The organism is Guggenheimella bovis, assembly GCF_054492335.1.
The window spans coordinates 461,519-484,925 of record NZ_JBQWTF010000001.1; the positions used below are offsets into that span (position 1 = coordinate 461,519).

General features: G+C 44.4%; 26 protein-coding genes. 1 reads left to right on the forward strand and 25 read right to left on the reverse strand.

Annotated elements, in window-relative coordinates; all coding sequences use genetic code 11:
• Nucleotides 1-117: 117 nt before the first annotated feature.
• The 6 genes from ACUB3H_RS02410 to ACUB3H_RS02435 are packed head-to-tail and all read right to left on the reverse strand — an operon-like array spanning nucleotide 118 to nucleotide 5,982.
• A complete protein-coding gene (locus ACUB3H_RS02410) occupies nucleotides 118-999 on the reverse strand; it encodes an ATP-binding cassette domain-containing protein (RefSeq protein ID WP_459129055.1) in 882 nt (293 codons plus the stop codon).
• Nucleotides 999-1,949, reverse strand: a complete 951-nt coding sequence (locus tag ACUB3H_RS02415) for an ABC transporter ATP-binding protein (protein ID WP_459129056.1) — start codon at nucleotides 1,947-1,949, stop codon at nucleotides 999-1,001. The genes ACUB3H_RS02410 and ACUB3H_RS02415 overlap by 1 nt, the downstream gene beginning before the upstream one ends.
• Nucleotides 1,946-2,743: an ABC transporter permease gene (locus tag ACUB3H_RS02420; RefSeq protein WP_459129057.1), complete on the reverse strand. Its 798-nt coding sequence runs from the start codon at nucleotides 2,741-2,743 to the stop codon at nucleotides 1,946-1,948. The genes ACUB3H_RS02415 and ACUB3H_RS02420 overlap by 4 nt, the downstream gene beginning before the upstream one ends.
• On the reverse strand, nucleotides 2,740-3,693 hold the full coding sequence (locus ACUB3H_RS02425) for an ABC transporter permease (RefSeq protein WP_459129058.1): 954 nt from the start codon (nucleotides 3,691-3,693) through the stop codon (nucleotides 2,740-2,742). The genes ACUB3H_RS02420 and ACUB3H_RS02425 overlap by 4 nt, the downstream gene beginning before the upstream one ends.
• A 37-nt stretch (nucleotides 3,694-3,730) precedes the next feature.
• Nucleotides 3,731-5,206 carry an ABC transporter substrate-binding protein gene (locus ACUB3H_RS02430; RefSeq protein WP_459129059.1) on the reverse strand — a complete coding sequence of 492 codons (1,476 nt, stop codon included), beginning with the start codon at nucleotides 5,204-5,206 and terminating at the stop codon, nucleotides 3,731-3,733.
• 41 nt (nucleotides 5,207-5,247) lie between these two features.
• Nucleotides 5,248-5,982, reverse strand: coding sequence for an NAD-dependent protein deacylase (locus tag ACUB3H_RS02435; protein ID WP_459129060.1), 735 nt, complete (start codon nucleotides 5,980-5,982; stop codon nucleotides 5,248-5,250).
• Nucleotides 5,983-6,097: 115 nt separating this feature from the next.
• Between ACUB3H_RS02435 and ACUB3H_RS02440 the strand changes: the two genes are divergently transcribed.
• On the forward strand, nucleotides 6,098-7,018 hold the full coding sequence (locus ACUB3H_RS02440) for a CPBP family intramembrane glutamic endopeptidase (protein ID WP_459129061.1): 921 nt from the start codon (nucleotides 6,098-6,100) through the stop codon (nucleotides 7,016-7,018).
• A gap of 172 nt (nucleotides 7,019-7,190) precedes the next feature.
• On the opposite strand, the gene ACUB3H_RS02445 is transcribed toward ACUB3H_RS02440, so the two are convergent.
• From ACUB3H_RS02445 to phnC, 19 genes are all read right to left on the reverse strand, one after another.
• A complete protein-coding gene (locus tag ACUB3H_RS02445; RefSeq protein WP_459129062.1) occupies nucleotides 7,191-7,661 on the reverse strand; it encodes a hypothetical protein in 471 nt (156 codons plus the stop codon).
• A 24-nt stretch (nucleotides 7,662-7,685) separates the two neighbouring features.
• Nucleotides 7,686-8,153: a hypothetical protein gene (locus ACUB3H_RS02450; protein ID WP_459129063.1), complete on the reverse strand. Its 468-nt coding sequence runs from the start codon at nucleotides 8,151-8,153 to the stop codon at nucleotides 7,686-7,688.
• A gap of 626 nt (nucleotides 8,154-8,779) precedes the next feature.
• Nucleotides 8,780-10,870 carry a Tex family protein gene (locus tag ACUB3H_RS02455; protein ID WP_459129064.1) on the reverse strand — a complete coding sequence of 697 codons (2,091 nt, stop codon included), beginning with the start codon at nucleotides 10,868-10,870 and terminating at the stop codon, nucleotides 8,780-8,782.
• Nucleotides 10,871-12,052, reverse strand: coding sequence for a ribose-phosphate pyrophosphokinase (locus tag ACUB3H_RS02460; protein ID WP_459129065.1), 1,182 nt, complete (start codon nucleotides 12,050-12,052; stop codon nucleotides 10,871-10,873).
• 14 nt (nucleotides 12,053-12,066) lie between these two features.
• A complete protein-coding gene (locus ACUB3H_RS02465) occupies nucleotides 12,067-12,846 on the reverse strand; it encodes a 3'-5' exonuclease (RefSeq protein WP_459129066.1) in 780 nt (259 codons plus the stop codon).
• Nucleotides 12,847-12,934: 88 nt separating this feature from the next.
• On the reverse strand, nucleotides 12,935-13,483 hold the full coding sequence (locus tag ACUB3H_RS02470; RefSeq protein ID WP_459129067.1) for a hypothetical protein: 549 nt from the start codon (nucleotides 13,481-13,483) through the stop codon (nucleotides 12,935-12,937).
• Between the two features lie 15 nt (nucleotides 13,484-13,498).
• Complete coding sequence (locus tag ACUB3H_RS02475; protein WP_459129068.1) at nucleotides 13,499-13,984, reverse strand: matrixin family metalloprotease; 486 nt, start codon at nucleotides 13,982-13,984, stop codon at nucleotides 13,499-13,501.
• Nucleotides 13,985-14,115: 131 nt separating this feature from the next.
• Complete coding sequence (locus ACUB3H_RS02480) at nucleotides 14,116-14,334, reverse strand: putative Se/S carrier protein (RefSeq protein WP_459129069.1); 219 nt, start codon at nucleotides 14,332-14,334, stop codon at nucleotides 14,116-14,118.
• Nucleotides 14,334-14,537 (reverse strand): sulfurtransferase TusA family protein, encoded by a 204-nt coding sequence (locus tag ACUB3H_RS02485; protein WP_459129070.1) that lies wholly within the window; start codon nucleotides 14,535-14,537, stop codon nucleotides 14,334-14,336. The genes ACUB3H_RS02480 and ACUB3H_RS02485 overlap by 1 nt, the downstream gene beginning before the upstream one ends.
• Complete coding sequence (gene yedE / locus ACUB3H_RS02490) at nucleotides 14,530-15,618, reverse strand: YedE family putative selenium transporter (RefSeq protein ID WP_459129071.1); 1,089 nt, start codon at nucleotides 15,616-15,618, stop codon at nucleotides 14,530-14,532. Before yedE ends, ACUB3H_RS02485 begins: the two co-directional genes overlap by 8 nt.
• Complete coding sequence (locus ACUB3H_RS02495) at nucleotides 15,615-16,736, reverse strand: aminotransferase class V-fold PLP-dependent enzyme (protein ID WP_459129072.1); 1,122 nt, start codon at nucleotides 16,734-16,736, stop codon at nucleotides 15,615-15,617. Before ACUB3H_RS02495 ends, yedE begins: the two co-directional genes overlap by 4 nt.
• 71 nt (nucleotides 16,737-16,807) lie before the next feature.
• A complete protein-coding gene (locus ACUB3H_RS02500) occupies nucleotides 16,808-18,496 on the reverse strand; it encodes a proline--tRNA ligase (protein ID WP_459129073.1) in 1,689 nt (562 codons plus the stop codon).
• 238 nt (nucleotides 18,497-18,734) lie between these two features.
• Entirely contained in the window at nucleotides 18,735-19,265 is a 531-nt protein-coding gene (locus tag ACUB3H_RS02505) for a hypothetical protein (RefSeq protein ID WP_459129074.1), read from the reverse strand.
• On the reverse strand, nucleotides 19,262-20,155 hold the full coding sequence (locus tag ACUB3H_RS02510) for a PfkB family carbohydrate kinase (RefSeq protein WP_459129075.1): 894 nt from the start codon (nucleotides 20,153-20,155) through the stop codon (nucleotides 19,262-19,264). Before ACUB3H_RS02510 ends, ACUB3H_RS02505 begins: the two co-directional genes overlap by 4 nt.
• On the reverse strand, nucleotides 20,148-20,534 hold the full coding sequence (locus ACUB3H_RS02515; RefSeq protein WP_459129076.1) for an OsmC family protein: 387 nt from the start codon (nucleotides 20,532-20,534) through the stop codon (nucleotides 20,148-20,150). The genes ACUB3H_RS02510 and ACUB3H_RS02515 overlap by 8 nt, the downstream gene beginning before the upstream one ends.
• An 8-nt stretch (nucleotides 20,535-20,542) precedes the next feature.
• Entirely contained in the window at nucleotides 20,543-20,941 is a 399-nt protein-coding gene (locus tag ACUB3H_RS02520; RefSeq protein ID WP_459129077.1) for a hypothetical protein, read from the reverse strand.
• 57 nt (nucleotides 20,942-20,998) lie between these two features.
• Nucleotides 20,999-21,853, reverse strand: coding sequence for a PhnE/PtxC family ABC transporter permease (locus ACUB3H_RS02525; RefSeq protein WP_459129078.1), 855 nt, complete (start codon nucleotides 21,851-21,853; stop codon nucleotides 20,999-21,001).
• Nucleotides 21,850-22,641: a phosphonate ABC transporter, permease protein PhnE gene (gene phnE, locus ACUB3H_RS02530; protein WP_459129079.1), complete on the reverse strand. Its 792-nt coding sequence runs from the start codon at nucleotides 22,639-22,641 to the stop codon at nucleotides 21,850-21,852. The genes ACUB3H_RS02525 and phnE overlap by 4 nt, the downstream gene beginning before the upstream one ends.
• A 1-nt stretch (nucleotide 22,642) precedes the next feature.
• Nucleotides 22,643-23,407: a phosphonate ABC transporter ATP-binding protein gene (gene phnC, locus ACUB3H_RS02535; RefSeq protein WP_459129080.1), complete on the reverse strand. Its 765-nt coding sequence runs from the start codon at nucleotides 23,405-23,407 to the stop codon at nucleotides 22,643-22,645.

The following is a 23,407-nucleotide window of genomic DNA, read 5'->3' on the forward strand; positions in this document are numbered from 1 at the left end:
GAAGAGAACTGAGAGTACAAAAACGACTGCAAATACGCCAACGCCAACGATGGCACCATTCATATTTTTCATACCGACCTCCTACACCTTTCCTACCCGGAAAGCTAATGAATAATCTTATACTTCATCACAGAGGACGTAGTGCGCCTCTTTATAAAGCGTCGTTCCCTCTACGCCTCTACAGAGGTTTTCATAAGGCTTCGTATCCATCTGAAAGCGTTCCTTCACATCGAGCATAGGTGCCTTAGCAAGGAGACTCTGCGTATAAGGGTGGATCGGGTCTTCATTGAGTTCCTTTGCAGAAGCGAGCTCAACAATGCGACCATTTTTAAGAACAGCAATGGCATCGCTCATGTACTCGACCACTTGTAGATCGTGACTAATAAAGAGATAGGAAAGCTTATACTTTCTCTGTAGCTCTTTTAAGAGGTTTAAAATCTGGGCTTGAATGCTCACATCGAGCGCACTTACCGCTTCATCTAAGATGACGAGCTTTGGCTTTAAGATGATCGCTGTCATGATGACGACGCGCTGACGCTGACCACCAGAAAGCTCATGGGGATAGCGATCTAAGATCGATTCATCGAGACCGACTTCACTTAAGAGATCTAGAACCTTTTCTCTTCGGTTGGTCTCTCCGTAGACGCGAAGCGGTTCCTCTACAATCCAGCCGATCTTTTTCGAGGGATTCAGGGCATTATAAGGGTCCTGAAAGACCATCTGAATGTTCCGGTCGATCTCCTTACTTTGCTTTCCAGAGACCTTTAAGATGTCGACTCCCTCGTAGAGAATCTCACCACTCGTAGGCTTTAAAATGCCTGCGATCATGTTGGAGATGGTGCTCTTACCCGATCCACTCTCTCCTACGAGACCGAATGTCTTGGCTTCTTTAATCTGAAAGGTCACGTGGTCAACGGCTAAAAATTTCTTCGGTTTTTCAAACAGTCCCTTCGAACTGATGGTAAATTCTTTGGTTAGATCCTTGACTTCTAATAACATTACTTCTCCTCAAGGTCCAAGGGATAAAAGCAGCGAACCTTTCTTCCCTTCTCCTCTCTAAGAGGAGGCAGTTCTTCAAAGCACTTCTCCTTTGCCCACTCACAGCGTGGACTAAAGGGACAACCTTTTGGTCTTTCATTAAGAGCAGGAACTCTTCCAGGAATGGCATAGAGCGGATTCGGTTTCTTTGAAGGCTCTGCTACCGAACGAATGAGACCCAAGGTGTATGGGTGTAACGGATTTTTAATGAGTTCTAAGGTCTCTGCGCTTTCCATGACCATGCCGAGGTAAAGGACAGTCACGCGGTCACAGAGGCTCTTTACGATGCTTAGATTATGAGAGATAAAGAGGATCGAAACGCCGAGTGTATCGTGAAGCTTTCTCATGAGGCGAATAATCTGATCCTGATTTTGAACGTCGAGCGCGGTCGTCGGTTCATCGGCGATGATGAGTTTGGGTCGCAAAATGACAGCCATCGCGATCATCGCACGTTGTAAGAGGCCACCCGAGAGCTCATGAGGATAGCTATCGTAGATGGCTTCGACTCGAGGAAGCCCTACTTCTTCCATGACCTCTAACACTCGCTTTTTTAAGTCCCCTTCATAGTGATGAACTTCTAAGACCTCTTCAATCTGCTTACCGATCTTCATGAGAGGATTTAAGGCACTCATGGGTTCCTGAAAGATCATGGAAATTTCTTTACCGCGAAGAGGTGCCATGTCCTTCACTTCTTTCCCTAAAAAGACGCGAGAATCGTAAGTGACTTCCGTCGTCTCATTTACAAGGTCCATGAGAGATAGGCTTAAGATACTCTTTCCCGAACCGCTTTCCCCTACGAGTCCCATGATCTCGCCTTCTTCGATACAAACATCGACGCCTACGACGGCAGGAAGTTTCTCCGTTGGTGTGAGGAATGAAATCTGAAGATTTTTTGCTGTGAGTAAACTCATCGGTACTCCTTTAGATCGCGAATTCCATCGCCAAAGAGGTTGAAGCCGAGAACGGCTAGGGTGATCATAAGTCCAGGAATGAGCGCATAGTGAGGAGCTAAGACAAAGACATTTTGACTTTCTTTAAGCATTCTTCCCCAACTAGGGTCTGGTGGCTGAACGCCGAGACCGAGATAACTTAATCCCGCTTCGTTTAGAATGGCTGAAGCAAAGCCCATGGTGACGGCAACGGTTAGCTGCGTCATGATGTTTGGAAGAATATGTACAAACATGATGCGAAGTCTTCCAACCCCTACGCTTTGAGCGAGCTTTACATAGAGCTTCTGACGCTCTTGGAGAAAGCCCGTGCGAGTAATACGCGAAAAGACGGGGATCGCCATAATTCCTAAAGCGATGACCGTATTTTTTATTCCGTAACCGAAGACGGCCACGTACATGAGGGCAAAGAGAATCCCTGGAAAGCTCATAAAAGCATCCATGATGAGCATGAGTACGCTATCTACGGCACCACCTAAAAAGCCTGCAATGCCACCGATCAAGATGCCTCCTACAAGTCCAATGGAAACGGAGATCATTCCTACGTAAAAGACATTTCGACTTCCTACGAGCACGCGACTCAGTAAGTCTCTTCCGAGGTCATCTGTGCCAAACCAGTGATCACCACTCGGAGGAAGATACTTCTCTGCCACCTCGTCATTGGGTGGATAAGGAAGCCAAACGAAGCTTAAAAGACACATGAATAAGAGCAGTCCAATGAGAATGGATCCGATGACGATATATACGTGTTTATTCACTGTTTGACCTCCGAACGGATTCTCGGATCGACGAGCTGATAGACGAAGTCTAAGACGACGTGAACGAGGATGACGATAAAGGTAATGTAGAGGACGATGCCCTGAACGAGCGGCAGATCTCTACCAGAGATAGCTGAGATGAGAAGCTTACCGAGGCCTGGGATGTTAAAGATCTGCTCTACGATGACGATCGAACCTAGGATATCTGCAACCATCATACCGAGGACCGCGAGCATCGGAATGAGCGCATTTTTTATGACGTGCTTTTTCATAATGCGTTTGCGGTCGACTCCCTTTGATAGAGCCGTTCGAATGTAAGGCTTTTTCATCTCATCCATGAGGGCGTTTCCAAAGTAGCGCATGAGAACAGCGATGCGTGGAACGGCCATCGAAAGGGCCGCAAAAAAGAGATAGCGAAGTCCTCCGATGAAGTTCTCACTCATTGAAATGAAGCGACTTGGAACGAAAAAGCGAAGCGTGAGTCCAAAGAAGATCGTAATGAGAATACCGAGCCAAAAGGTAGGGATCGCCATCCCCACTTGACTCAGTGCACTTACGATAAAGCCTCCCGCTTCTTTTCTGTGCTTTGCAATATAGATCGAAAGCGGTACACCCACGATGATCGTAAGAAGGAGTGTGATGACAAGGAGCTCCGTCGTCACTAAAAAGCGCTTTGAAATGAGAGCACTTACGGGCTCATCAAAACGCATCGACGTTCCTAGGTCTCCTTTTAAGGTATTTACGCTCCAGCGAAAGAAGCGCGTAAAGATTGGATCATTCACACCCATCTTTTCTTCGAGTTCTTTAATCTGCTCTGGCGTCGCATTCATGCCTAACCTTGAAATCGCTGCGTTTCCAGGAATGATCTCAAAGACAAAAAACGTGATGAGACTTACGAAAACGAGCGTCATAAAGGCCATAAAGAGCTTGTTTAAAAAATACTTTTTCATAGGCTCCTAAAAAAAGGCAAATGCTTCGAGCATTTGCCTATTCGAAATAGAGTACAGAAAGGTCTTGAACGTAGATCGGATACGTCGTATATCCTTTGAGAGATTTACTCATGGCAACAATGTAGTTTGGATCCATGATGTAGTATGCTGGAGGATCCTCTACGAGAATTGCTTGGGCTTCTTGATAGATTGCTTGACGCTTGTTCTGATCCTGTTCTAAAAGGCCTTCCTTCAGCAAGGTGTCGAGCTTATCATTCTTGTAGTTAAAGAAGTTTCGTGCATATTCAGATTGATAATACGCCAAGAAAGAGTTCGGGTCAAGCTTACCATCGAAAGCGATGATCGTCGATTGGAATTCGCGCTTTGTAAAGACGCGGTCGAGCCAAACGCTCCATTCCACTTGTTCGACTTTAGCATTGACACCGATCGCCTTTAACTGCTCTACGACGACTTCAGCCGTCTTTACGTGGAACTCATAGTTGGATGGCGTCGTAATCGTAAGCTCAAAGCCGTCTTTTAGACCTGCTTTTTCTAGAAGTTTCTTAGCTTCTTCAATGTTCTTTTCGTTCGGATTTTTAAGTCCTTCTTTGTACCAGAACTTCATGACAGGACTCATGTTGGATTGAATCGCTGTACCTTGACCATCAGCCACACGCTTAATAATTTGATCGCGGTCGAGACAAGCGTTTAGTGCTGCTCTTACTTCTGGCTTACTTAAGATAGGATCCTTTAAATTATAACCTAAAAATTGAATCAAGTTCTGTGGGCTTTCGATCGACTGAAGATCTTCTCCAATCATCTTCAGTTGCTCTGGCGTAATGCGTGGATAGAGGTCTACTTCACCACTCTTTAATGAAGTAAAGGCCGTATTCGCATCGCTAAAGATTCTAAACTCAGCATCCTTGATTTTTGGAAGCTTTTCCTTATTCCAGTAGGAATCGTTTCGAGTGAGCTTTAAAGATTGTGTTGGTTCATAAGAAACGAACTTATAAGGACCTGTTCCTACAGGGCTCTTATTTTGTTCTTCATCTGAAAGGTCCTTACAGAGGATAGCTAATGAGAGCTCCTCTAAGAAGGCTGCATTCGGTGTCTTTAGAACAAACTCGATGGTGTTTCCATTGGCCTTAATCTCTACATCCTTTAGCGTCTCTTTCGTCTCTTTTAGGCGATTGTAGCTGTAGAGAACATCGTCTGCTGTGACTGGCTTTCCGTTATGGAAAGTAACGCCATCTCGAAGTGTGGCAGAATACGTTAATCCATCTGCACTCACTTCATGGCTCTGAGCGAGACAGTCGACGAGTGTTCCTTCAGGTGTCGGCTTTAGAAGACCTTCAAAGATGTTAAAGATCATCTCCTTGGTTCCTGCAGCTGCTGCCTTGTGAGGATCTAGAAAGTCTGGATCCTGCGGTACAGCAATGACAACGGAGTCCTTTGTTTCAACCGCATTCTGTGGTGCTTGACAACTACTCAAGACGAGAAGAGCGATTAAAAAAACTATGTACCATTTTTTCATTCAATTCTCCTTAGAAAGAAAGTTTTCATTAGTATACTCCTTTACTTTGCAACTTTCAAATGTGAAAATACCATTTCTAGGTCTTCTTGCAAGAACAGTGCATCCTTGCCGTGAACCTTAACACGTTGCTGATTCACGACTGCCAAGCGTTCTCCCCCATAATAGCGTACGAGTCCCGCTGCTGGATAGACGACGAGCGATGTCCCGCCGATGATTAATAGGTCGGCATTTCGAAGCATGTAGACGGCTTCTTCAATGGCCTCTTGATCGAGAGACTCTCCATATAAGGTCACGCGTGGACGAACAAAGCCACCACACGCTTCACAGTACATCGCCTTCTCATGCTCCATCGCTTCTTCTAAAGAATATCTACGATGACAACGCGTACAGTAGTGATCACTCAAGGTGCCGTGAAGTTCGACGACACGTCGATTTCCCGCCTTCTGATGAAGCTCATCAATATTTTGCGTAATGATACCTAAGAGTTTTCCGCTCTTTTCCCACTCATAGAGAACTTCGTGAAGAACGGTTGGCTTAGCATCAGGAAAGATTAGGTGGTGCTTATAATAATCACTAAAGCCATCGGGATCGGCCTCGAGAAAATCGTGGCTTAAAAGGTACTCCGGAGGATACCCAAAGTCATTTTTCTGGTTATATAAGCCAGAGGCACTTCGAAAGTCAGGAATACCTGCAGCTGTTGAGGTGCCAGCACCTCCAAAAAAGACAATGCGACGTGATTCCTGTACCCATTCTGTAAGCTTTTTTAATTCGTCCATGATGACTCCTTTCACTACTAATGGTATCAAAATTTCCTTGAAATTTCAAGAAAAACAGGGAATGCATTGACGGATTCCAGTCTTTTCTTTAGGATAAAGATAGATAGGAGGAACGATGGAACAAAACACAGAACTAAGAGACGCCTTTTCCATGGGCACAAAAGCCCTTTTAAAGATACAAATTGTTACCTTTCTCATGGGCTTTGCGATCGCAATGCTACTGAGCTTAACATCACACTTTGACTCCCCCGCAGACCTTGAACGAATCCTCACTTCAAGCTTCTACCATTCGCTTGAAATCGGCATGTTTACGATCGTAACTCTGCTCGTCTTTAGCGAGTACTACAGTGCTAGTGAGTTACAGGAACGATATAGAAGAAGCCCCATGAAAAGAAGCACCTTCTTTTTCTTCATCGTGCTCTTTATCATGGGTTCCCAGATCTTTGACTTCACGAGCCTCTACCTCGATAAGCTCTTTGAACTCTTTGGCTTAACGATTCGAGAGCAAGTGGATGCAGCTACAGGTGTCGATTACGACCATGTCATGTGGGTCTACGCCTGCTTCGTCGCTCCCATCATAGAAGAGATCGTCTTTCGTGGATACATCCAAGCTAGACTTGAAAAGGCGAACCCCTATGGGGCGATCGTCCTCTCTGCGATCCTGTTTGGACTCTACCACGGTAACCTCCCACAAGGTATCTTTGCAACCTTCCTAGGCCTCATCCTAGGCTACATCTCCTACCGCTACGGACTCGTCTACGCCATCCTCTTTCACTTCATCAATAACTTTGGAATCACCGTACTCTTTTCAGCGCTCCTTCCGATCATCGGTAAAGGTGCACTCGATACGATCATCTTCCTCTTCTTTCTCTTAGGCGTCGTTCTCTTATTCCTAAAAAGAGATGCGATTGCACGCTTTAGAGATGAGCACCACCCCGGAGGACACTACATCCTAGAAGCCTTTAGCTCACGCTACGCCTTGATCTTAACGACATTACTCATCGTACAGATGATTCTACTTACAGAGACGATTTAAAATCGAAGGATGGAATCAAAAAAATCTCCCAAGGTAGATCACCGTCTACTTTGGGAGATATTGTTTATTTAAGAGCTTACTAGAATGGTTCTATTTCAATTCGCCAAAATGCATTGACTAACATCTTTACTTGAAATATTGATACCTACTCATCCTTGAATTTGATCATTGTTTATTCGTCCAGTTTTTCTTTCGACATTCTCTCTTCCCAATAGTATTTCCCGTTTTGTTCTTTCAAATTAAAACTATAGCACATAAAATCAGGATTAACTGTACTCACATAGCCATCTTTTATACGAACGCCATCGACCTCGCCTTGAATCAAGAACAGTACTCCACCATCTCTAATAAGAAATTCCGAAAAGGATGCATACTGTTCATCTGGTCCGTAAGTTTTTTCTTTCAATACCCGTTCCTTACCGTCAGTATCTATCAAGATGATCCTTAACGTCATGGGTTTCTTAATGTCTCCTTTGCTAAAATTGAACTGAACGCGGATACGAGAATGAACATCCTTTTTTAGTGCACTGATTCTATTCATTGAAGTAAAAATACCGACAACCGAGAGCACAAGTGCGAAAGCTAACAGTAAACAAACAATTTTGTATATCAAAATGGGATTCTCACGGATTTTTTTAATCATAATGCACTCCTCTTTTTAAAGCCATTAGCGCTCGATTCTTCGTTCCCAGTAATACTCATTATTTTTTTCTTTTAGATCAAAGCTCAAGTATACATATTCACTACGTTTAGTCACATAAGTGAATTCTTTAATAGGAACTCCATCCACATCGCCACTAAAAATTAAAGTATCAGGGCCATCTGAACCATGCGCACCTGAATATGCTGTGTTATCTACATCGGGACCATATTTTTCATCCAAATTAATATACTCAAAGCCATCTGATCTTATGGTTTTGAATTTCACTCTAACGTTTTTTTTGATATCTTCAAAACCAAATGTACATATTGTAACTATCCAGTCCTCACCTGCTATTTCTTCAACCCTCTGTTCTTCTCTCACACCTAAGTACTTTACAAATGTGAATGAAAATGCAATGAGTAACAATAGGCACACAATTCGATATCTTTTTAGTTCATTGGTCTTTAGCTCTGTCATTACTTTTTTAAACATATGTATTCTCCTTCCCCATGATTGTTTTTTACTCCGATCAGATTTCAAAACAAAGCGGTTTAGTCGCCGTTCTTAAATCGCTGAGGAACACGGTATTTCAAACTACTAGTGAAGTCGATGAAAAATGTCATAGGCGAATCTTCCTAAAATAGATTATTTGTTATCATAATATACCCTTAAGTGAAAAACATCAACTAGTTATAAACAACTTTTCATCATGCATTTCATTTTATTTGCTGATTCTAAGATACGTACCATATTATTGGAACTGTTATTGTTCTAACCATTACCTCTTATCATAGTTTGTATGACAATATTTCATGGATATTTTTAAGGGAAACTATATAGACTAATTGCATAATTAGTTGTAATATGCTTGCATAAACACAAAATATTATAATATTTCTTCTCGGTGATGTTTTAGCAATTCTCTTAATGTAAGATACGTTTTATATGACAAATTAACATATGAAACACTCCAGTTGTTTTAGAGAGTGGCTTTGCAGATGGTAAATACGATTGTATTTACAAATAAGAAGAAACGGTCTACCGACCGTTTCTTCTACTTTTTCGAATAGGAAATGTAATTTTTTTAGTTTCTGGCTTCTAATAAGTTTTTTTAAGACTTACTTCATGCCTTTCATGCTAAGCCCGACCTTTTGTCGTTCACGTTCAATTTTTATAATGCGTACTCTAACGATATCTCCTACTGTTACGACTTCTCCAGGGTGCTTTACATAGCGATCGGAGAGTTCTGAGATATGGACGAGTCCGTCGTTCTTTACACCGATGTCTACAAAGGCTCCAAAGTCTACGACGTTACGAACGGTTCCTGTGAGTTCCATGCCTACTTCGAGATCTTCGATACTCAGTACGTCACTTCGTAGGATCGGCTTTGGCATCTCATCACGTGGGTCTCTTCCGGGCTTTTTAAGCTCTTCTATAATGTCACGAAGCGTCGGTTCACCGATGTTTAGTGAGGTGGCTTCGGCTTTTAAATCGATGGCTGAAAGGTCTCTTCCAAGAAGTCTTTTCGCAATTTCATAGCTTTCAGGGTGTACCGCAGAGTTATCAAGGACTTCTTTACTCTCAGGGATACGTAGGAAGCCTGCGCACTGTAAGAAGGCCTTAGGTCCAACACCTTTGACCTTTAGGAATTCTTTTCTAGAAGTGAAGGCTCCGTTTTCTTCTCGGTAGCTTACGAAGTTCTTTGCGACGGTCTTTGAGATTCCTGAGACGTAGCTAAGGAGTGCAAAGCTTGCTCGGTTGACGTCGACACCTACGCGGTTTACGAGGTTCTCTACGACGTGCTCGAGCGTTTCATTTAATAGCTTTTGGTTGACGTCATGCTGATACTGCCCTACGCCAATGTGCTTGGGCTCGATCTTTACGAGCTCTGCCATGGGGTCTTGAAGGCGGCGAGCGATACTTATCGCACCTCTAATGGTGACGTCGAGATCCGGGAATTCCTCCTCTGCAAGTTTTGATGCAGAGTAGATGGAGGCTCCTGATTCACTCGTCATAGCGTAGTGAATCTCTCTCGGTTTCATCTCATCGATTAAGTCTGCTACGACTTTCTCAGTTTCTCTTGAGGCTGTTCCATTACCGATACTAATGACCGAAACATTGTGCTTTTCAATGAGCTTCTTTAAGGTTAGCTGACTCTCACGAATGCGCTCTTGAGGCTTGGTCGGATAGATCGTGGTGTAATCGAGTAGTTTTCCTGTGGTATCGATGACGGCTACCTTACAACCCGTGCGGTAACCGGGGTCGATGCCCATCATGACGTGTCCCATGAGAGGTGGTTGCATGATGTAGGGCTCTAGATTCTTTGCAAAGACCTTGATCGACTCTTCATCTGCAATCTCTTTTAGGGCACTTCTCGTCTCGGTCTCTACCGAGGGAAAGAGTAAGCGCTTATAGGCGTCCTCTACGGCAAAGGAGAGATATTCATAAGATCCGTGCTCTTTCTTGGGACTTAACTTAAAGAGAATGCGTTTGATGTTCTCTTCATCGGATGCATTGATCGTTAGCTTAAGCTCTCCTTCTTTTTCTGCTCGAAAGAGTGCTAACACTTGATAAGGCTTAAGAAATTTGACCTTCTCTTCGAAGTCTTCATAGACCTTATACGTAGGATTGAAATCTTCTTTAATGACACTTGAAGTGAGTGTTCCCTTGTTGTAGATATCTTTTCTAACGATGACGCGATACTCTAAGCTGTCGCTCACGGTTTCTGCGATAATGTCCATCGCACCTTCTAAGGCCTCTTCAACCGTTGGAACATCTTCTGTTAGATACTTTTCGGCTTCCTTCTTCGGTTCGTTTTGGCACTCTAAAAGGTACTTACTTAAGGGCTCTAGGCCCTTTTCTTTTGCGATGGTAGCACGTGTTCGCTTCTTCGGCTTAAAGGGCCTATAGATATCTTCAAGAGCCTGTAGGGTCGTCGCTTGATCGATAGCTTGTTGAAGCTCTTCCGTGAGTACCCCTTGCTCCTCCATGAGGCGTAGAATGTCCGCTCTTCGTTCGTTTAAGTTTCTTAGATATTGGAGTCTCGTTTCAAAGTCTCGAAGGACGGTATCGGTTAAGTTTCCTGTCACTTCTTTTCGGTAACGAGCGATAAAGGGAACGGTGTTCCCTTCATCGAGTAATTGAATTGTCTTTTCAACTTGATCCTTCGTTATCGAAAGCTCTGTGGCAAGGACTTCAGTGATGTTCACTTATCCCTCCAGCTCTTTTGTGCGTCGGTCAGGATCGAAGCCGTTCTCACGTAGGAATTCTCGGATACCTTCTGTGGCATCGAGAACTCTTGATACGGAGTGGTTGTAGTTTAGCTGATCGATGATCTCTGCTAAGAAGAGACTTAAGTCTACCATGCTGAACCACTCAGCATTTTGGATCTCTTCTGGTACATAGTTGAGGTTCGTACTAAAGACGCGGTCGATGTACTTCTTGTCGTAGTACTCTTTAAATTTCTCTGTTCCTTCTGTAAAGAAAGCAAAGGTAGAAGCTGCAAAGATGTGCTTTGCTCCACGTTCTTTGAGTTCTTTTGCAATGTCTAGCATCGACTGACCACTTGCGATCATGTCGTCTACGATAAGGACGTTCATGCCCTTGATGTCTCGACCGATGTACTCGTGTGCAACGATCGGGTTCTTTCCGTTTACGATGCGACTGTGGTCACGACGCTTATAGAAGAGACCGACGTCGAGTCCGAGTACGCCTGCATAGTAGATAGCTCTATCCATCGCTCCTGTATCAGGGCTAATGACGATGAGCTTTTCAGAGTCATCTAAGAGCCACTTTTCTCTAGAGAGGAAGTGCTTTAAGATGTCTAGCGTCGGATAGACGTTTAAGAAGCTCATGCGTGGAATGGCATTTTGAATGGTCGGATCGTGTGCGTCAAAGGTTACGATCTCATCGACTCCAAGGTGCTCGAGGTCTTGTAGTGCAACGGCACAGTCGAGAGACTCTCTGGACTTTTTACGGTGCTGTCTTGACGCGTAAAGTAAAGGCATGATGACCGTCACGTGCTTTGCGCGACCGCTAATCGCACTCAAGGATCTCTTAATGTCCATGAAGTGCTCGTCTGGACCCATCATGACTTCTTTTCCATACATGGTGTAGGTGGTGGAATAGTTCGCAACGTCTGCAAGAATGTAGATATCTCTACCTCTCGCTGAGTCGTCTAGTTTGACCTTTCCTTCGCCGTTTGAAAAGCGCGTCTCGCTTATAGGCATCAAATAGGTATCTACCTTTTCGCCATCTCTCGTATAACACTCATCTCGCTCTTCTCTAAGCTTTAAGAGGTGTTCGTTGACCTTCTCTCCTAAGCTCTTAGCACTACGAAGTGCTAAAAGACCTAAGTTCCCTTGTGTTTGTCTTACTTTCTTTTTCGCCATGCTATCTCCTTTATTTACAGAGCATGATGCTCTAATATCCTATGTTCTTCTTCTGTAACAACGCCATCAGCTAAGATCTTTTGTACGAGGAGGATGGTGTTCCCTATGGGATAGGCATCCTCGTAGATCTCATAACGTAAGAGCCACTCCTTTAGTTCCTCGATGAGATTTACTCTTCCTAGTGCTTTTTTTAGATCCCTTTTGGCTTCTTTGAGTAACGCCTCTTCAAGTGGCATCACTTCTTCCGTCTTTAAGTGATACGTTCTCAGTTCTTTTGCTGTGAGCCTTAGCTTTGACTGAATGCATTCGAAGATCCCCTGACAAGCGAGCGCATCACAGTAGGCATCGTGATGCTGATCGAGCTCGACATCGAGGTAAGTTGTCATCGCCTTTAAGTTGTGATGATCAAAGTGAGGAAAGGCCTTTTTACCGAGCTGTACGGTGCAGTAGTAACTCATCTCCATCTCGTAGATTCCATAGCGGAGGAGATTTTTTCTAATGACACCGAGATCAAAGCCGGCATTGTGGGCAATCACAATACGCCCGATGAAGAAGTGGCGAATCTCTGGCCACAGCTCACCAAACGTCGGCGCATCCTGAACCATGTCGGGCGTAATGTGATGGATCTGGATGTTTGCCATATCAAATTGATCTTCGGGATTCACAAAGGAACGAAAGCGCTCCTCAATCCTTCCATCCTCTACGCGAATGATACCGATCGAACAGATGGTATCGTTTCTTCGAGAGGGCGTTTCTACGTCTACAGCTGTATAGCTTCCTAATCTTTCATTCATACCTTGTCTATTATAACAAGATTGACCTCGTTTTTCATCCACAAAAAAAAGGGATAGTAGCTATCCCTTCTCGTATAAGGTGCTTTTATTATGGGTTATTTCGGAGTTCTTCCAGGATAGACTCGAAGGCGGGCGCGGACTTCCCGTCGTACCATAGAGGCTCCTCGGGGTCTAAGGGAAGCTTTCCCTGGAGGACGCCCATCTGTTTAAAGAAGTTTCCCTCGGATTCGTAGAGGAGGTAGAGGCGGTATTTATGACCCATCTCCATGACTCGATAGCTATCAAGGTTGTGGATGATGTTGTTTACGGTGTACTGACCTTCGCTTACGGTGATGACATCTCCGACGGCGAGTTTGATTTTCGAGGAAGGCTTCAAAATTTTGTCGATGCGAACTTTGGCTAGGAGATAGTCGAACTTGATGTCGTGGAATTCTTCTCTGGAACAGCTACTTTCATCGGTTTTTGTGACTTCGACGACGAGGTCACTTTTGCCGCGGATCTCCTGGGCTGTTTCATAGGTGACGAAACGCCCTTTGTCAAAGACGATTTCTTTGCTTTCTGCTTTTGACTTTCCACAGGCCATTAGAGTCATTCCCAAAAATAGGACTGTGAGTAGCAACATTGTACATTTTTTCACTTTGATTCCTCCTTCTTAGTAAAGTGCGGCAATGCCGTTTTTGTCATCTTGAAGAGGGTAGGCATTGTTATTAAATCCAGTTTCTCGCATAATGGCTTGCGTAGTATTCGAGTGGTTCAGTCCAAATGCATGACCCATTTCGTGAGAAACAACCTCTTTTCGTTGAATCGATGGAAGATTCAAAAAATTAGGGCATATGGTAATCAGTTTTTTGTCAGTAACGTATTTCGTTGTGATAGCGTAAGCATCATACAGACATGGCTCCGGAGAATAACTGATAGCGACGCTCGGATAGTAGTAGCTCGTTGTCCAATACGTTTCTACCTCAGGTAGTGAATCCCAGTTATCATATGCGAGTTTTACATCAGAATAATATGGAAGATTAGATGATAAGTAAACGGTGACATTCTGAGGATCAGTAAATTTCCAAGAGGTGTCTAAAGAGTAACCGAAGGAGTAAATAGCAATTGGAGTTAGTAAAAACACACAGACAATTAGCATAATGATGGTTTTATTATGCGCTACATAGAATTTTCGAAGACAAACAAGGAAATTTGTCTCGAGAAAAAAAGCAGGTGCTTTTGATCAGATCTCAAAAACACCTTCTTTTTCTATAACCTCAGGGATAGTAGCTATCCCTTATAATCTAAGACCTTGTCTACCTCAATCTCATAGCGTTCGATGAGCTCTAAAACTTTCTCTTTTAGCGAATCGTCACTTACCCAAGCCATTCCGCATCCACTAGAAACCTCTCTCGGTACGGGAATGAGCTTTCCTTCTACGCTATGCTTTTTGCACGCTTTTTCTAAAAGCAGTGCATCAAAAGAGGTGTCAAAGGAAACGAGAACCATCACTTAATCGTTAGAACGATATCGAAGCCTTGAGTAACAGCAGTAACTTCTTTGCCCTGCTCTTTCGCAAACATTTCGATATTTCTTTTGGTGTGTACTTCACTAACGATGATTTCAATGGGTTCGTTGGATTGCTTCATTGCCTGTTGAACCATCATGAGTGGTTCTGGGCAAGAGAGTCCGCGTGCATCTAATTTAATCAAGTTTTACTCCTTTTTTAGACTTAAGAATAGCTACTGCAAAGAGAATGACAAGACATACGCCTACAGCAATTTTACCATTTAATCCTGGTCCACCAGCTACGTTTTTAGCAACGTCTTGTGCGACAGCTGCAAGACCGATGCGGTGACAGAGAGCAGCACCAACGAACATTCCTAAGAATGTAAGTGCAGAGTCTGTGTTACCTTGACCAGCGAGGATGAGTTGACGAAGTGGGCAACCACCAAGAAGGATTGCACTGAAGCCTACGATGTAGAGGCCTAGGATGTTCCAGAGGTGTTGAGCGTGTGCGACAGGGTTTCCATCGAACTTAAAGGCAAAGTTCTTGGTTGCTACGTTGTAGATGAGCATCGAAACGAAGATACCTACGAGGATGCTTAAGAGGTCGACGTTCTTAAAGAGGAAGAGGTCGCGGAATCCACCAGCAAAGCACATACGTGTGCGTTGTGCGATCATACCGAAGAGGATACCACCGATGATGGAGTAAACGACAGGTGCATGGAAGCTTCCTGGTCCCTTCTTCGATACGAAGAACCATGTGGTTGTGATAGAAAGGATAAATCCGATCACGAGGATGGTTGGAAGAATTCCACCAGCAACTTGTGGTCTTTGCTTACTTCTACCGAGGCTGAAGCCACGCTTTAAGAAGTAGATACCTGTGAGTACGCCGAGAACGAATCCGATGAGTCCTACCCATGCGTTTAAGTCACCAGCAGCCATACGAATAACCATACGTGTTGGGCAGCCTAAGAATACGAGAGCACCGATCATCATGACCATTCCTAGGATGAAGCGAATGAAGCTTGAAGATCCACCCATCGCACGGTATTCACCCGTTGCGCTAGAGAGAATGAAGCTACCGAGAACGATACCGACAATTTCCGGACGGAAGTACTGAACGACTGGGGCTGTGTGTGCTCCTACGCTTCCTGCGATATCGCGGATGAAGCAGGCAATACAGATAGCCATGTTCTTTGGGTTTCCTGTAAGAGCGAGTACAACTGCGACTGCTCCTGCAAGGAGTCCCCAGATGAATAGTTTCGACTTGCTGTTCGTCAAATTCATAATAACTCCTTTGATAAATCTATTAAAGCCTCGCTGGCCTTAATGACGTCTTCATACTCATTGAAGTAGGAGAAGCTAAAGCGCACCATTCCTTGTTCGACGGTACCAAAGGCTTCATGGTGAAGCGGTGCACAGTGTCCACCACTTCTCTGAACGATTCCTCGCTCCAAGAGTTTTTCGCTGAGCACTGCCGAATCAATACCGTTAAGGTTTAAGGCAAGCACAGCCGTTTTAGGCTCTTTAAGCCCATAGAAGATCAAATTCTTCTCTTTCCTTAGCGGTTCTAAAAAGGCATGATAGAGTTCCATTTCTTTCTTATGAATGGCCTCTACGCCTGTACGTTGAATAAACTGTAAACCGGCACGAAGTCCTGCGATTCCATGACCATTTTGTGTTCCTGCTTCGAGCCTTGTAGGAAGCTTTTCAGGATGAGTCTTAGAAAAGGTCTGAATGCCACTTCCCCCTACTCTCGAATACCCGATCTCTATTCCTTTTTCGAGAGCTAAGGCCCCTGTGCCTTGAGGGCCAAAGAGTCCCTTATGGCCTGTAAGAGCAAGAGCCGATATGTGCATGTCCTCCATGTCGATGGGAATAACCCCTGCAGACTGTGAAGCGTCGACGATAAAGAGAAGTCCTTTCTCTTTGGCGAAAACTCCCACCTCTTTAATGGGGTTAATGACGCCTGTGAGGTTTGCTGCATGCGTTAAGACGATGGCCTTCGTATGAGGCTTTAAAAGCGTTGGAAGGATGGTTAGATCCAGACTTCCATCGGGAAGGATTGGAAGGAAGGAGATCTCTAGACCGATATCGTAGAGCACACGAAGGACGCTATTATGCTCCATGACACTCGTAATGACGTGTTCAGTTGGCTTTAATAGCCCACGTAAGATCGTATTTAACGAGTCGGTCGCATTCATCGTAAAGCAGACGCGTTTCGGATTGGCGTTGACGAGTTCCCCTAGGAGCATTCTCGTCTCTAGGAAAAGTCTTTCGCTATTTAATGCTAAGTCCGATACACCGCGCGATGCATTGGCGATGTAATCGAAAGACTCATACACTGCTTCTCTTACGGACTGTGGTTTATAAAAACTTGTCGCTGCTTGATCTAGGTAAATCAAAGTTCCCTCCACTATTATCCTAACACAAAGAAGAACTCCCTGAAATAGGGAGTTCTAATACAATCTAATAATTATTTTAAGATTTCTTCAACTTTTTGTACAATCTCTTCGATCGGAACGAGTGTATTCTCTTCGTCCCCTTGGACTTTGAACTCGACCTTACCTTCTTTAATGGCTTTACCTACGGTAATTCGAGAGTAAGCACCTACGAGCTCCATGTCGTTAAATTTAACGCCTGGACGTTCATCGCGGTCATCTAAGACGACGTCGATCTTTTTACTCTTTAGCTCTTCATAGATGCTCTCTGCAATCTTTAGCTGTTCTTCGTCCTTGGTGTTAATGACGACGATCGCAACCTTAATCGGTGCAATGGCCTTTGGCCAGAGGATGCTATTTTCCGTATGATTTTGCTCAACTAGAGCTGCCATACAGCGACCGATACCGATGCCGTAGCTACCCATCATGACAGGAACCTGACCGTTTTCAGGGTCGGTGTAATATAAGCCCATGGCCTTTGAGTACTTATCGCCTAGTTTAAACGTGTTACCCACTTCAATACCGCGCTTAAAGACGACAGGCCCTTGGCCGTTTTCGCACATCTCACCTTCTACGATGTTGCGGATGTCAGCGACCATGTGAGGTGTGAAGTCTTCCATGTTGACGTTCTTAAAGTGCATATCCTTTTCGTTGGCACCGACGATGAAGTTTGCCATGGCATTCACTGTATGGTCAACGATCACTGGAATGTCGAGCCCGATAGGACCAGCAAAGCCTACAGGAGCTTTGGTCACTTCGACGACAACTTCTGGCTCAGCAAGTTCTACTTCGAGAGCCTTAAGAAGCTTTTGAACCTTCGTTTCGTTTAGTTCATGGTCGCCTCTTAACATAAAGGCCATCGGCTTTCCATCGACGGAATAGATGAGGGTCTTTGCAAACTTCGTAGGATCTTCTCCAAAGAAGCTTGCGACCTCTTCGATGGTCTTGGCATTAGGCGTATGAACCTTTTCATACTTTAGGTGCTCCTCTGTGCTCTTTTCTGGAGCCACGCAGCCTGCAACCTCTACGTTGGTCGCATAGCCACTATTCTCTTCGATGACGAGCACGTCTTCACCCATGGGACTCAGTGCCTGGAACTCTTCACTTAGAAGTCCGCCCATGACACCTGTATCGGCACGAACGATGACGTAGTCCATTCCGAGGCGATTAAAGATGCGCTTATAAGCTTCAAACTGTGCCTGGTAGCTCTTCTCTAGACCTTCTAAGTCTTTGTCGAAGGTATAGGAGTCCTTCATGACGAATTCTCTTACGCGAATGAGACCAAAGCGTGGACGCGGTTCATCGCGGTACTTGTTTTGGAATTGAAAGAGGGAGAACGGAAGATCCTTGTAGCTCTTAATCTGCATCTTAGCAGCCATTGCAAAGAGCTCTTCATGCGTCGGTCCTAGAACAAAGGGACGGCCAAAACGGTCCTTTAAGCTGAACATACTGGGACCGAAGTTCTCTCTTCTGCCGCTATCGATATAGACTTCTTCTGAAATGAGAGCAGGCATGCAGAGCTCCTGACAGCCCGTAGACTCCATCTCTTCACGAACGATCTGTTCGATGTTTCGAAGCGTCTTAAGTCCCAAAGGAAGCATCATGTATACACCACTCGAACTCTTTTTTACATAACCTGCACGAACTAATAGATTGCCACTTACACTGTCTTCATCCTTTACGTTCTCTCGAATCGTAAAGAAGTAGCTGTTCTTTAAACGCATATTTCCTCCTAAAAAAATAAAAAACACGGCCTTCAAGGGACGAAAGCCGTGGTACCACCCTTATTACTTCTTGAATGTCGTAACGTGACAAGCGATCATACTCGTAAAGCGGGTTCGAAGCATTTCACTCCCTCATCGCACCAAACTGAGGGTCTCTTGAAGTGAAGTCGCTTGTACTATTCTTTACTTCCATATGCACTTATATAATACTCAATAAAAGGCTTGATGTCAACGAAAACTAGGAATGGGAGGACGCTTTTTTGCTCTCCTTCATTCCTGCTTTAAGCCAGCTTACAATTTGTTTTCTACGCTTATCGTCTGTAATGTGAACGCTTAAGACGCGCTTTGAACCCTTCGCAGTCGTACAGTGAATGGCCACACGACTTTGATTCTCCACAAATACCTTATCGATTTCACTAAAGCGGAAGGCATTTCTCACGCTCGTAAGAATTAAACCCTCATCTCCCGACTTGTATTCTCTCGGATCTTTTGCAAAGTGAAGCTCAACTCTTGAAGCTAAGAAGAGGCTTACGACGAGTAAGAGCAGCACTTCAAGAAAGAGCGAAATTTCAGGGAAGAACTTCGCCTTTAAGAAGAGATAGAGGACGAGAAACATAGAGAGCATGGGAAGAAGATAGAGTTGTCTTCTAAAAAAGACGATTTTTGCTTCCTTGCTCTGAACGCGTTTTCCAACAAAAGTCGCTACACTGTAGGTAAAGATGAGAAAAAACGCCATGAGTAGCGCTAACGAAATGATAATTTCTTTCATAAGACCTTCTTTAGGAGACGTAAGTGCTCCCAGTTGATTTCAGAACTCACTGGTTCAAGACTTTGAACACTGAGACTTGCAGCTATCATACCATATTGGAGGGCATCTGTTAACACGTCTCCTCGTAAACGGCTCGAAAGAAAAGTACCTAATAAGGTATCTCCTGCACCGCTCACGTTGGTAGCTTCTGCATGAAGTGATGACTCAAAGTGTTCCTCGTTTTCCGACACGTAATAGATGCCATCTTTCGTGCTTAAAAGGACCTCCTTTACACCCATCTCATGAATTTTACGTGCTAAGGGCAAGGGATCTCCTTCGATCCCTGTGAGTGCCTCTGCTTCGAGGGCGTTACACTTAATGCCTTGAAGCTTTGAAAGGATGTCCTTGGTCTTTTCTACTTTTCCCATACCGACAGGATCTAAAAAGACGGGTACGCCAAAATCGAAGGTGGCATCAATGATCTCTTTCGATACACACGTATCGAGGACAATGACATCGCTTGCTCTGATCTTTTCCGCTTCTTTTTGAAGCTCTTCTACAGAAAGCGTTTCGATCATTCGCATGTCAGAAAGTCCTAGACCTAGCTCTCCGTCGTGCCCAAGGATTGCACTAAAAGAAGAACTCGTTCCTTCGTGGATGAAGATTCCAGAGGAGTCGATTCCTAGATCCAAGACATTTTTTCTTAGCATCTCACCGATGTGGTCATTTCCTACGACACTAATGAGAGAAACATCGTTGTCTAGCCTCTTCATGACCTCTGCGATGTTTCTTGCGACACCACCTGAAGTCGTATGAATCCAGCCGACATTGCAGTCTCCGAGATTTAACTTATTATAACTAAAGCCTTGATAATCGACATTTAGTGCGCCGATTAAGGTGACCTTAGCCACGGATGATGCTCACTTCATGGCTCATCTCAGCTACTTTCGAGATGGTTTCATGAATCGAGCAGTACTTCGCTGCGAGGTCTGCTGCCTTCTTCACCTGTTCTTCGTCGACATCGCCGTACACTTTGATATCGAGCTTCACCCAGGTTAGTGTCATTGGGATCTCTTTACGCTTTTCACCGGTGACTTCAATCTCTACCTTATCGACTACAATCTTCTTCTTTTCTAGAACGTCCTGAAAGGTTGAATAGAAGCAGGAACTAAGGCCAGCAAAGAGAAGGTCATAAGGCATAAAGCCGTCTTCTGTAAAGATCTTTACGGTGTTCTTTCCGTTACTTGATGTACCGTCATAGTTATGATAGGTCGTTGTATTTTTTAACATAGCTTCTCCTATTTGATCAAGCGATCAAGAATTTCACGAATTTGCATGTCTTCGTGCTTATAAAAAGTAATATAACGCGTGAGAGCATTCTCTCCTACTCTTAGCTTTCCTTCCGGAAAATCGTCAGAAAGCGTCAGCGTAAAGTTCACTTCTATGATAAGAAAGTACTTATCTTCGTAAGCGACCTTCATCGATAGGAGCTTCGCTTCTTTGACATAACGAAGAAAGCTATTGGAATACGTCGCCTTATCGAGATCGAACGCCTCCAAGAGCTTTAGCTGTGTATCGATATCACGCTCGTTCATGCTTTCAATGTAGGCTTCCGTACGATCGAATGCAATCTTCGTTTCATTACTTTGACAGCCTACGAGAAAGAGGATCATTAGAAGTAGAAGTAGTTTTCGCATATGCCCCCTCTTATTATAACAATGATCGGGGAACAAAAAAAGACCGCGGTTTGCGGTCTATTGTCCTTCTTTAATGTGCTTTTTAATAAGTACCGATAGTGCTTCTAAGAGAAGGACGCTTACTAGAATGATCGTCGTAACGGCTCCTACCTCGCGCATGTCGTAGTAGAAGCTACCTGACATGAAGAGGTCGAAACCGATACCTCCGGCTCCGGCTGCAGCACCCATGGCGACAGCTGCCGTATAGTTGATCTCAAAGCGCATAAAGGTCCAGGCGATGATATAACTCATGGTCGTTGGAAGAACACCTTGGAAGACGACTTGCCAAAAGCCTGCTCCCGTCGCTTGAAGGGCCTCTACGACACCCATGTCCATCTCTTCAAAGGCTTCTGAGTAAGCTTTTGTGAGGTATCCGATGGCGTGGAAGGAAAGACCGATGACGGCTGCTTCGGCTCCGAGTCCAGCGGCGATCGCAAAGATCAATACCCAAAGGACCGTCGGTACAGCGCGAATGAATGCGACAAAGCCCTTTACGATGGTCGACCAAAAGCCGTTTGATAGGTTCTTTGCAGCCACAAGCGATAAGAAGAAGCTTATGATCGCAGCTACAAAAGTCGTCAAGAATGCCAGTGAAAAGGTGATTAGAAGTTGCCAGATGGCATGGCCTAAGTCGAAGTGATGGAGTCCCATCTCACCGAACATGACACCGATATTTTTAATCGTATCGATGGAAGCTTGTCCGAGGTCGATACCCTTGGTGTCGAAGTTTAAAAAGCTTACGACAGTAAGCACGAGAAGGGTTACGAGTGTGATTCCCACCCATAGTCTCGAATGATCGTGCTCCTCTTTCTTCTCCTCTGGCTTTTCAAAGTTGGAGTTCAATTTTAATTTTTGAATATTTTCTTCATTCATAGAATCGCCCTCCTCACTTTGTTACTGATCGTTTCAATGATGAAAACGGAGAGGATGACAGAAAGGACGACGAGCGCAGCCTCGTGATACTTAAGAGACTTATAGTAGAGGTTAAAGAGGTGTCCTATACCTGTTCCCGTTAAGATACCAATGAGTGTGGCACTTCTAACGTTCGTTTCTATCATGTAGAGAACCCAGCTAATGACTTGTGCGATGGAGCAAGGAATGATCGCTTGACCAATGATCTGAAAATAGCTTGCCCCCGTCGCCTGTAGTGCCTCTACGCTCTCTACACTCGCTTCATCGATCGCTTCGATAAAGGCACGCGTGAGTACGCCAAAGGTTACGAAAAAGAGAGCTAAGAAGCCTGTCACCATACTCTGTGAGAAGGTGAAGAGGAAGATCATCGCCCAGACGACTTCGGGAACGTTACGAAAGACGCTCGCAACGAGTCGGCTGAACTTTTGAAGAATGCCATTGACCTTCGTCATGTTTGAGCCTAAAAGTGCAAAGAGGAAGGCAAAGAAGGCACTCGTCGTAGTCGCTGCGATACTCATAAAGATCGTATTTAAAAGCTTATTTAAGATATTTGGAAGTCTTGTGAAGCTATCCTTTACAGGATAGAAGTTCTTACTCATCCAGACGATACTCTCAGGAACGCTCATAATCGCCTTCCAGGAGTTAAAGTTTGTGATGAGAGAAGCTGCAATGAAGAGTCCACAGACGGCGAGAAGAGCCAGTAAACTCTTTGCACGCTTCTTTTTAAAGTACGTATTCGTCGTATCCATACTAGTCCGTAATGAGCTGACCTTCGTCAGTACCATAGATACGATGAATCATCGCTGGCTCTAAATCCTTTGGACTTCCATCAAAGAGGATCTTACCAGCGTTAATTCCGATGATGCGGTCAGAGTACTTCATCGCGACATCAACTTGGTGAAGGTTAAAGATACAGGTGATGCCTAGCTTTTTATTGACATTGTGGAGGTAGTCCATGATGATTCTTGCACTGGAGGGGTCCAAGGAAGCAATGGGCTCATCGCATAGAATGACCTTGGGCTCTTGAACGAGGGCACGTGCGATACCCACGCGTTGCTTTTGACCACCACTCAAGCGGTCACAGCGCTTATGCATCTGATCGGAAAGACCGAGCGTATCTAAGATGCTCATGGCCTTCTCTTTTTCCTCCTTCGTATAGATGCCGAACATGCCTCGAAGTGCACTATTATAGCCTAACCGACCGTGTAGTGTGTTTTCTAACACAGTCAGTCTGTTTACTAGGTTATAGTGTTGGAATATCATGCCGATTTGTCGGCGAAGCTGTTTGAGTTCTGTCTTCTTTAAAGACTCTACTTGCATGCCATCGATCGTGATGGATCCACTAGTGGGGTCAATCATTCTATTGAAACAGCGGAGCAGGGTTGATTTTCCTGCTCCACTGGGTCCGATGATCGAAATGAATTCACCCTTTTCTACATCGAATGTTATATCGGTTAATGCTTTTGAGCCTTTTACATATTCCTTAGACAGATGATCTACGGAAATGAATGGCAT